Source organism: Kitasatospora sp. NPDC093558 (genome assembly GCF_040683475.1).
Taxonomy (GTDB): Bacteria; Actinomycetota; Actinomycetes; order Streptomycetales; family Streptomycetaceae; genus Kitasatospora.
Genome location: NZ_JBFBDY010000218.1, coordinates 1 through 10,230, shown reverse-complemented (window position 1 = coordinate 10,230; position 10,230 = coordinate 1). Strand labels below are relative to the sequence as shown.

Below are 10,230 nucleotides of genomic sequence, written 5' to 3'. Positions count from 1 at the left end.
CGGCCGAGCACGCGCCGGATCAGCTCGCCCGACAGATGCGGCATCAGCGCCTCGGACGCGGCGGATCCGAGCGCGGTCGTGCCGGTGTGCCCGCAGAGCAGATGGCCGACCTCGTGGAGCAGGATGTGCTGCTGGTGCAGCACGCTCGTGTCGGACGGGTAACCGATGTAGTCGGCCCGGTCGGTGCTGGCCAGAATCCCGCACGGGCCCCTGCTCCGCCCCGGCAGCGGCACCAACTCGAGCGGCCTGCCCCGCATTCGCGCCAGTGTCACGGCGAGGGCCGGCATCTCGAAGGGCTCCGGAAGGGGCAGCGCCCCCGCGATCTCCCGGCACCTCCGCCACAACTCCGCGTCCCCGTGGTCTGCCTGCGTCACGATTCTTCCCCCCGGGCTCGTCGACAGCGCGCCGACGAGAACTGATCCTAGGGCGCGGAGGACAGTTCGGTTGGAATCAGCCGGCCCGCTCGGCGTTGGCCTCGCGTCGGGCGATCGCCTCGATCATGTCGCTGATCGTACCGAGCCCATCGGCGGACAGGGTCACCGCACGCAGGGCCACACCGCGCACACCGGCGTCGCGCAGAGCAGCGCTCCCGACGCACTGCCGACCGCGCCCCATGCGCACGAAGGAATGGTCGAAGTGAGCGTCCGTAGAACTACTCATCCCACTACGCAAGTCCATGACGGACCCGTTCGGGCTGTCGGGGCCGGAGTCCGGCGGCATCTGCCGGCCTTGGACGCGCCCGCAAGGCCTCCAAGGACTGAGCGACCACCGATCCGACAGCACCAGGCCACCTACTCCTCATCACTGCGGGGCGGCGGAGAAATTCCTACGGTCGGATCCCGGGCTGTTCTACGGTGTGGCCGGTCCCCCGTCCGTACTACGTTTACCGGCATGGGGAGGGTCGCCGGGTCGCCGTTTCCTGCGCTCGACTGTGTTCTGCCCTTCGGCAGTCGCTCGACGGTGGTTCGCCACCGTCAGGCGATGGAACGGCGCCCGGCGGAATCAGGGGAAGGGGGGGACGGCAGGTGGCAGCCACCGCAGCCGTGGACAGCGTGCTTCACGGCAGCGAGGAGGCGGCCCGGCTGTGTGCCTGGTTCGCCGGCGGAGGGGCGGTCGGGGGGCCGTCCTCGCAGGACGTCCTGGTCGAGCCGGGTGGGGATCCGAGCGCGGTGGTCTCGGCCGGTCTGCTGGCACCCGGGGCCTGGCTGTTCGCCGCGGATGCTCCGGGCAGCCACCCGGAGGTGTTCCAGGTCGCGATCGACGGCGGCCTGGAACACCCTGGCGATGAACTGGTCGTGGCCGACGAGCTCTGCGTGCAGATCCTCTGCTACTGCTCCCTCCCCCGGCTCTCCATCGCGGGGCCGACGGTCGTCCGGATCGCCTGCGCGGAGGACCACGCGGCCTTCCTCGCCGACGCGGACCGAGCCGCGTACGACGGGGTCTGGGCCGCCGCCCTGGCGCACATCGCGGTGCAGCTCGCCGATGTCGGCACGCTCGCGGCTCCGGATCGCAGTCCGGACGCCGGGAGGCTGTACGTCACGGCGGACGGCATGGTTCGGACGGGCGTGGGCGGGAGCGACCTCGCGCGGGTCGAGGACGGAGCTGACGCGGTGGCTGCGGCGCTGGCCGCGCAGGGCGGTGATCCCGCCCTGGACGCGGCGGTGGAGCGATCCGCGCTCCTGACGGGAGCGGCCTTGCGGCCCTGGCTCGGCCGCTATCTGCAAGCCGTCGAGGTCCGGCGGCGGCTGGGCGGCGACACCGCGGTCTCCGGGTTCGGCATGCGCTTCACTCCCGGGCTGCCTACCGCACCTGTCGACGATCCCACCGCACCGATCCTGATCGAACACGCGGGCACCGCATACGCAGTGGGCCTTGACGGATCCCGGCTGTTCCGACTCGAACGGGACGCGGCCCGGCTGCTGGAGGTCTACGCCGTCCTGAGCGGGGACGGGCACGCCACCGCCGAGGCCGCCCGGCTCTTCGACCTGTCGCCTGCCCAGGCGCGGGAGCTCCACCGCAGCCTGATCGACCGTATCGGATGAGGTGTCGACTCGCTGCGCGATGAGGAGGCCGTGTGACCACCGACCCGGCCGCGACCACGTTGACGACGGCCCCGGGGCGGATCGTGGCCGCCGAACGTCCGAGCGCGCCGCCCTTCCCATCCTGCTTACCAGGAGGCCCTGTTGACCGTTCTTCACGATTACCTGCTGTGGAAGCTGCTGCTGCCGCCCAGCGACTGCGGCGGGCGGAACCGTCGGAAGGCCGAGGCCGTGGGGGCCCGGCTGCGGTTCGCCGACGGCAGTGAGGTCCTGGACGCCACCAGCGGATTGTGGAACGTCAACCTGGGCTACGGCAACGCCGCAATCGGTGAGGCGATCGCCGCCGCCGAACGGGCCGACCCCGATGCCGGTTCCTCCTCCCACAGCTACGCGCTCAAGGCGTCCGAAAGCCTGGTCGCCGCTGCCGGGCAGGCCGATTACCGGCAGGCCGTTTTCTCGACGTCGGGCGGGGCGGCGAACGACCTGGCCATGAAGCTCGCCCGCCAGTACGCGGCGCTCCGGGGACAGAAGGAGCGCCGGCTGGTGGTCGCCCTCAAGGGCAGGTACCACGGGTTGACGTACGGCGTTCACTCCCTCACCCGTGAGGCGCTCGACCAGCAGCTGTACGGCGTGGACCTGCGCAACGTCCGGCACGTCGACCCGGCTGATCCGGAGGAGCTGGTGCGCTTCATGGAGCGCCACGGCCCCCGGGTGGCAGCCGTGGCATGCGAGCCGGTCCTCGGCTCGGGGGCCCATCCGCTGTCGGACGCGTTCGTCGGCGCCATGACGACGCTGCGGCACGAGTACGGATTCCTGCTCATCGCCGACGAGGTCGCGACCGGGTTCGGCCGCACCGGCCCGATGTTCGCCAGCTCGCGGTGGCCTGAGGCACCCGATCTGCTCATCGCCTCCAAGGGCTTGACCAATGGCAGCTGCGCCGCCTCGGCGGTCCTGGTGTCGCACGTCGTCGCGGCCGCGTTCGAGGAGCACGACGCGCCCCTGGTGCCTTCGGAGGCCCCGGCCTGCAGCCCGGCGAACTACGCCGCCATCTCCGCCACCCTGGCTCAGTTCGAGGAGCTCGACGCACTGGCGGCCGCGGAACGGACCGGCACCGCACTGCACTTGATACTCCGCGAGGTCACCAGGCGGCGTCCTCTGGTGCGCAGTATCACCGGCACGGGCTGCTTCCGCGCGTTGCATCTCCAGGACGCCGACGGCCGTCCACTGGACGACCGGGCCGTACAGGGCGCGATCGCCGCGATCCGCTCCCACGGGGCCCTCGTCTACCCGGGGCCCGGCGCCATCCAGCTCGTCCCCGTGCTGACCAGTACGAAGCAGGACCTCGCCGATCTCGCGTCCGCGCTGCGACAGGGACTGGACGAGACCGGTCTCCGGGCAGGGCACCGATGACCCGGGTCGCCGACCGCTCCGAGACGCCGGCGATCCGGAGGCACGCGCGAGGTGATCGAAAGGGTCGCGCTGATCACCGCCTGGCGGTGCTGCTCCTCCTGCCGGTCCGGCTCGTACCGCCGCAGCGCGCCCATCGCCGCGCCGTAACTGCTTGCGCGGCCGAGACCGGCTCAGCCGGCCTCGGCCGACGGGAGCGATCCCGGCCGGGGCCCGTGCCCTTCGCCGCGCAGTGCGGCGGTCAGGCCGATCCGCCCGTCGACCTGCAACTTCCGGTAGGCGTGCGTCAGATGGAACTCCACGGTACGCCGGGTGATGAACAGCTCGGCCGCGATGTCCTCATTGCTCAGCCCTTCGGCGGCCAGCGTCGCAACCCTGCGTTGACTCGGCGTCAGCGAGTCCGGCCCGAGCTGGGAGACCCTGCGCGGGCGGGCACCCGAGGCCAGCAACGCCTCGTGTGCCTCCCGTGCCACCACGACGGCGGAGGCGGCCTGGGCGAGGCCAAGGGCGCGGCGCAGCTGTTCCCGTCCGGACTCCGCCCGGCCGGCATCGGACAGCAGGCTGCCGAGTGCGGTGAGCGAACGGGCCAGTTCGAGCGGGTCGCCGGCGGCCTCCAGGAGGGCCACCGATTCCTCCAGCCGAGTCTGCGCCGCGGGTCGGGGGCCGACCAGCGCGGACACCCGCAGGGCTCTGGCCGTCGTGACCGGAGCACCCCAGATACGGGCCTGGTGCAGTTCCCGCGCCGCACGCTCCTGGGCCGCCTCCCGCCGCTTCAGCCGGTGCTCGATGAGCGCCGCCCGGGATCGCCATGCGATACGGCCCGGGTTGTCACCCCATCGGGCCTGCTGGAGGCCGCCGCACTCCTCCAGGTCTCGCAGGGCTGCCTGCGGCTGCCCCTGTGCGACCAGCAGGCATGCGCGGGCCTCCAGGAAATACGGCCACAGCCAGTTCTCCGGTTCGGGCACGTCGATGAGCCGTTGGCTGATCAGCTCCGCGGTGCCGACGTCCCCGCTCTCCAGCAGGATCTGGACGGCGCAGGCAATGACGTAGGGCCGGTACGGGTGCGGCTCGTCGGTGAGGCGGAGGGCGTCGTCGGCGTGGTGCCGGGCCTGGGCGAGCTCGCCCGCCCGGTGCAGGATCCTGGCACGCGTGGCCGCCAGCACCGCCCGCAGCACGGGCAGCCGGCCGTCGAGGGCGCGCGCGTCCAACCCGTCGGACCAGCGTCGGGCCGCGTCCACGCGGTCGGCACGCAGCAAGGTCCCGGCTGCGTGGACGGCGGTCAGCAGTTGGTCCGTTGCGGGGTCGAAGCCCTGCAGCGCCTTCTCGGCGAGGCGGGCGGCGTGGTCGGCGCCGTCCAGGACGATGGAGGAGCGCACCGCGAGCGCCGCGAGCAGCCCGCGCTCCTCCGGTGTCCGGCCCATGGCCTCCCGGAAGGGCCCGCGGTCGAGGAGGGCTTCCCAGGCGCCGGGCCGCCCCCCGTCCGTGATGAGGGCACGCATCCCGAGGATCGGCAGCAGTAGCGGATCGGTGTCGGAGATCTCGGCCGCGGCTTGGTCGAGCAGTTCCACAGCACGTCGCGACTGCCCCAACTGCAGGAGGGCCTGGGCGAGGCCCGGGACGAATCCCGCGCGTGCCACCGGATCCCGGACGAGCTCCTCGGCTTCGCCGAGATGCCGCACGCAGGCGGCCAGGTCGGTGGAGACCTCGGCACTGCCCAGCTCCACGAGCAGGCGCTCTCGCACCTCGCACGAGGCGGTCTCACTGAGCGCATGCCGGAGAAAGCGGGTGGCCATGGCCTCATCGCCGCGCTCGGAGGCGTAGCGGGCGCCGCGGCGCAGCACCTCGACCCGCCACGGTTCCCCGGTCCTGCCGCCGGCGACGATGTGGGTGGCGATCCGCTCGGCACAGGCCCGGGCCTCGAACAGTGCGCGGGCGGCCTCCGCATGAGCTGCCGCCCGGTCGGTGGTGGAGAGGATGTCGGCAAGCGACTCCTCGACCAGCCTGTGGGAGAACCGGCGCGGTGGCCCGGCCAGGAGCAGCCCGGTTCCCTCCAGTACGGTCATCGCGTGGTCGACCGACGGAGGCTCCTCCCCGGCGGCCGCTTGGAGGACGACTGCCTCGGTGTCGGCGCCGAGTGCACCCAGCAGACCTGCCACGCGCAGTACGTCCGGTGAGTGCCTGCGCAGTGAGCTGCGCACCGCCATCGGCAGCACTCGCGCACCGATGGCGAAGAGCTGTGCCGACTGGGCTGCGACGGGTGTGACGTCGGCTCTCGCCAGTTCGCGGATCAGCCGCGCGAGAACGGCCGGGTTGCCCCCGCTCATGGCATGGCAGGTCTCGGTGAATGGTTCGTCGGGAACGGTCCCGAGGGCCCGGGCGAGCAGGCGTGCGACACCGCCGACGGTGAGCGGACCGGGCTGGAGGACTCGACAGGCCGGATGCGGCATCAGCTCTTCGATCAGGTCGGGACCGGACGCCGGCGAAGTGCCGCGCGATCCCACCGCCACCAGAACGGGGGTCTGCCCCAGCCGGCGGGCCAGGAAGGCCAGCCACTGCGCCGAGTGCTCGTCGGCCCACTGGATGTCGTCCACGGCGAGCACCACGGCCCGATTCACGGCCAGGCGCAGAACCGGCGCGCAGAGTGCCTCCATCGTGTCGAACGCCACGGCCGGCGACCCGGCGTCGGCCGCGCGGTACGGCAGCCCGGCGAGCACCGTGCCCACGTCTCCGGCCGGGCCCGGCCCGTGCAGGTCCGGTGTGGTGAGCAGCGGGGCGAGCAGCTGACGGACGACACCGTAGGGGAAGTCCCGCTCGATGATGCTGCAGCGCGCCTTGAGAACGGCCATCCCCTGAGAGCGTGCCGCTTGGTCGAGGATGGCGAGCAGGGCCGTCTTGCCGGTACCCGGCCAGCCGTCGACGACGGCCGTCGACGAGTGACCGGAGCGCAGTGCCGTGAGCAGGTCCTGCAGGTCCGCCATTTCCCTTTCCCGGTCGACAAGAAAGGTCTGGACATTTGCCAAGCGATTCCCCCGAAGGCTGAGACGAATGGTGCTGGCGTCACGGCGAGGAATCGCCCGGTGTGCACTGCCGCACCAGGGTTCACATGCAGAGTCGGGAAGTCAAATCTTTCCTGTGCTGCCGGCCGAAAGGAGCCCTTCCGTCTGACCGGCAGTGGGGGTGATCCGAGATTGCTCGGCGGTTCGTGGAGGCGAGTAATTCCGCCGGGAAAGGCAAGCCCCGGCCAGGTCGGCAGTGCACTCGTTGATCCTTGAGCGTTGTCGCCCGAGCTACGCCCGACAGCTCTGTTCCCCACGGTGCCAGTCGACCTGACGGAGACTCAATCGGAACGGGCGGCCCGCCGCAGCCGGCGGGCGCGGCTGAGAGCGGCGGCGCGCCGCGGGGGCCGGCAGAGCCGGCGTCGCAGCCGACAAGGAATGCCCATTCGACGGGGGACGCCCGGGAATGGGCCGGCGGTTCCACCGCCTCAAACTCTTCACAAATCCAGGAAAGCATCACTTTTATCCTGTCGTGATAGAGAGTCACCTTTCGTGCACTCTGCGCTGTTCCGGAACCTGACATAACGTCTAACAGCAGATCGCGAGCATAACGTTTCCATATAGTCGCACACGATTGAAAGGGTTCCATGGACTGGACCGCCTCCTTGCCATGTCGTCAACTTGCCTAAAATTCAAGCAAGTTGACGTATCCCCAAGGCAGCCCTGACATTGGTTGAAGAGGTGACATCTTCGCGCGTAGAACAGGGCTATTCAGAACACGTCAACTCCTCTGGCAGGATTCCCGGAACTCACTCCCACCGGAAAAGAGGTGCGTTGATGCCTGGAAGCAGAAGGGTGAGCAAGCGGGGGCGCCGAGCCCGGGTCTCACTGGTCGCGGCGGCGGTGGCCGCAACAGGGGTCTTCGTCGGGGGCTCGGCCGCCTTAGCCGGGGTCTTCACGGGCGAGCGAACGACGGCATCAGCCGGCGCGTCCACCGACAGCCTCATGCCGGCGTCCCAGCCCCGGCACGACGAGCCGCCCAGGGCGGTGGCCTCGATACCGACGGATGATCCGTCAACTGGCTTGATATACAAGGGCCTTCGTGTCGCCCCACAGGGCGACCACTGCGTCGGTGTCCTCAGTACGGCAGACGGGCACTGCACCCACGGCCCGGACGCGCCGCCGAAGGGCGTCGACATCAGTAAGGACACCCCGCCGGCGGCAACCACGCTGCCGATCCTCGACGCACGGGCCGACCAACCGCCGGCCACTCCGGCCTCAGCGCCGGGAACAGGCAACGTTGTTGCCGCACTCACCGACCAGTCCGTGGTCTGCGACGGCAACGGGGACAGCGGCAACCGGGTCCAGGTGGTGTACGCGCACGGACCGGGCCGCAACCGGTACGCCCAGTACGTCGCGTCGTTCCGCAAGTGGGCCGCCGAGACGGATGCCATCTACCTGGCCAGCGCCCAGGAGACCGGCGGCGTCCGGCACATCCGCTTCGCGACCGCCGCCGACTGCACCCCCACAGTGCTCGATGCCGAACTTCCCGACGCGGCGATGGCCGAGTTCAGCGCGATGAACGCGGCCCTCGCGCAGAAGGGCTTCAATCGCAAGGACCGCAAGTACATGGTCTTCGCGGACGCCAACGTCTACTGCGGCATCGGCACGTTCAACGGCGACGAGCGGCCCGGCCAGGACAACCTGAGCAACTTCGGCCCCTCCTACGGACGTTCGGACAGCGGATGCTGGAACGCCCACACCGCCGCACACGAACTCGGCCACAACCTGGGCGCGGTGAACAACAGCGCGCCCAACTCCAGCAAGGGCGCCCACTGCGTCTACGACTGGGATCTGATGTGCTACTCGGATTACCCGTACTACCCGCAGATGAAGACGGTCTGTCCGGACCGCGCGCACTCCGACCGGCTCGACTGCACCCACGACGACTACTACAGCACCGATCCCAAGCCCGGCAGCTACCTGGCCTCGCACTGGAACGTCGCGAACAACCGGTTCCTGATCGCCGGTAACGGCACCAAGCCCGACCCGAACCCCACGTCCAGTCGCAGCCCGAACCCGAGCCCCACGAACACCGGACCCACCACCAGCCCAGAGGTGACGGTCACCCAGCTGATGCCGAACTCGGCTGTCGTGACATGGCCGGCCGTCAACTCGGCGGACTGGTACGAGGTGTTCCTCAACGGCAAGCACACCGGCTGGGTGAAACAGCCCACCAACCGCCTGTCCAATCTGCGCCCGGACACCGACTACACCATCGCGGTGTCAGTGCGCGACAACGCGGGACGGGACTCCAAGCCCGGCCGCGCCGTGTCCTTCCACACCCCGAAAGCCACGTCCTGACAGCACCTCACGAGCGTCGCCCGCCCCCGGGCGGGCGGCCCGAGGAGCACACCGCACTCTGGCGTCGAGTCCGCGCCACCGCCGCCGTCACGATGGTGTCCATTGCGGCCATCGCGGTAGCCGTCGCGCTCTTCAGCAGGTCCGTCGGGTCCCGACCTGCCAAGCGGTCGTAAGACCCGGGCTCCCGCCGCACACAGACCGGATCGCCGGCCCTCCGTCCCTCGGGCGTCGAGCCGCCAGGACCCACGCCCTCGGGTCCCGGCGCAGCCGAGCGAGCACATTCCCGATTCCTCCGACCAAGGAGAAAGCGCATGCATCGACGTCGCATGTCCCGCCGCAAGAAAGCTCTGATAACTGTGACCGCCACCGCGCTCTCCGGTGGTCTGGTCGTCGGCCTCGGTGCCTTCGCCCAGGCCGACCTGGTCAACGGCACCGTGACCGCCGGCAAGGGCCGGTTCACCAACATCAACCACCGCGCCCAGCCGTCCCTGTCGGCCCAGATCAAGGGCTCCTCGAAGATCGGCGACAAGGTCGGAATGACCTGCCGGACGACCGGCGACGCCGTCGAGAACAACACCCGGTGGATCCAGTCCGGCTCGTACTACCTCGCCGCCGCCTTCATCAAGGAGAACACCGACACCCTGCCGGTCTGCGGCTCGACCACCCCCACACCCTCCCCCACCACCACGGACACGTCCGCGACCGGCAAGACGCTCAAGCTCACCATGCAGAAGCAGGTCAAAACCCAATGGTGCTGGGACGCCTCCGGCCTGACCATCGCCAACTACTGGGGCCACACCGACGTCAGCCAGGAGCAGTTCTGCCGGCTCGCCGCCCAGGGCAGGTGGCTGGACTGCAACAACCAGCCCGCAACCCTGGAGGACATGGCCAACGGCCTTGCCCAGGTGGGGCTTGGCAACAGCGGGCGCAGCCTGTCCCGTAACGCCTCGTCCGCCGAATCCGCCGCCGAGATCGCCGCCGGCCGCCCGTTCGGCGTCCGAATCGGCTGGCGCAGCGGCGGCGGCCACATGAACGTCATCTACGGCTACGACCCCGGCAGCAACATGATCGCCGTCGGCGACCCGTGGCCAACCACTCAGACCTACACGTGGTGGAACTTCGACACCTACGCGAACAATACCTCGTTCCAGTGGACCCATTCCCGCATCGGCATCCACGGCTAAGGAGACGACCCACCCCATGCAGACCGTACGACGCACCACGCGCCTGATCACCCAGACCGCCGTCCTCGCCGCGGCCACCCTTGCCGCCACCCAATGCGGGAGCGTCCTGGCACGGGCCGCCGATGGTAACGGCATCGCGGGCTACCAGTCCGCCCAGCAGGTCCTCCAGAGCAACCAGGTTCGCGACGCCGTCTCCAGGTTCCTGGTCTCGGCCGCGCAGGCCGGCTCCGCCGCCGGGGC

The 10,230-nt window shown here is 70.3% G+C and carries 7 protein-coding genes and 1 pseudogene; 5 read left to right on the top strand and 3 right to left on the bottom strand.

The window, feature by feature from the left end:
* Together AB0O00_RS20590 and AB0O00_RS20585 are read right to left on the bottom strand one after the other, a co-directional pair.
* Positions 1 to 287, bottom strand: a pseudogene (locus AB0O00_RS20590) (ParH-like protein); the annotation flags it as partial.
* A gap of 163 nt (positions 288 to 450) precedes the next feature.
* Positions 451 to 621 carry a hypothetical protein gene (locus tag AB0O00_RS20585; RefSeq protein ID WP_363653776.1) on the bottom strand — a complete coding sequence of 57 codons (171 nt, stop codon included), beginning with the start codon at positions 619 to 621 and terminating at the stop codon, positions 451 to 453.
* 404 nt (positions 622 to 1,025) lie between these two features.
* On the opposite strand from AB0O00_RS20585, the gene mpaB reads away from it, so the two are divergent.
* Both mpaB and mpaD read left to right on the top strand, forming a co-directional pair.
* On the top strand, positions 1,026 to 2,042 hold the full coding sequence (gene mpaB / locus AB0O00_RS20580; protein ID WP_363653774.1) for a daptide biosynthesis RiPP recognition protein: 1,017 nt from the start codon (positions 1,026 to 1,028) through the stop codon (positions 2,040 to 2,042).
* A 141-nt stretch (positions 2,043 to 2,183) separates the two neighbouring features.
* Positions 2,184 to 3,449 carry a daptide-type RiPP biosynthesis aminotransferase gene (gene mpaD / locus AB0O00_RS20575; protein WP_363653772.1) on the top strand — a complete coding sequence of 422 codons (1,266 nt, stop codon included), beginning with the start codon at positions 2,184 to 2,186 and terminating at the stop codon, positions 3,447 to 3,449.
* Between the two features lie 170 nt (positions 3,450 to 3,619).
* Here the strand turns inward: mpaD and AB0O00_RS20570 are convergent, their stop codons facing one another.
* Entirely contained in the window at positions 3,620 to 6,466 is a 2,847-nt protein-coding gene (locus AB0O00_RS20570) for a BREX system ATP-binding domain-containing protein (protein WP_363653770.1), read from the bottom strand.
* A gap of 981 nt (positions 6,467 to 7,447) precedes the next feature.
* Here AB0O00_RS20570 and AB0O00_RS20565 point away from each other — a divergent pair.
* From AB0O00_RS20565 to AB0O00_RS20555, 3 genes are all read left to right on the top strand, one after another.
* Positions 7,448 to 8,806, top strand: a complete 1,359-nt coding sequence (locus AB0O00_RS20565) for a fibronectin type III domain-containing protein (protein WP_363653768.1) — start codon at positions 7,448 to 7,450, stop codon at positions 8,804 to 8,806.
* 311 nt (positions 8,807 to 9,117) lie between these two features.
* Complete coding sequence (locus AB0O00_RS20560) at positions 9,118 to 9,990, top strand: papain-like cysteine protease family protein (protein WP_363653766.1); 873 nt, start codon at positions 9,118 to 9,120, stop codon at positions 9,988 to 9,990.
* 16 nt (positions 9,991 to 10,006) lie between these two features.
* Positions 10,007 to 10,230, top strand: a 224-nt coding sequence (locus AB0O00_RS20555; RefSeq protein WP_363653764.1) for a hypothetical protein, incomplete at its 3' end; no start/stop codon positions are given.

What these genes read in the sequence shown, in the direction of transcription:
- AB0O00_RS20560 (WP_363653766.1), top strand. Translation starts at nt 9,118, where the DNA reads ATGCATCGACGTCGCATGTCCCGCCGCAAGAAAGCTCTGATAACTGTG.
- AB0O00_RS20565 (WP_363653768.1), top strand. Translation starts at nt 7,448, where the DNA reads ATGCCGGCGTCCCAGCCCCGGCACGACGAGCCGCCCAGGGCGGTGGCC.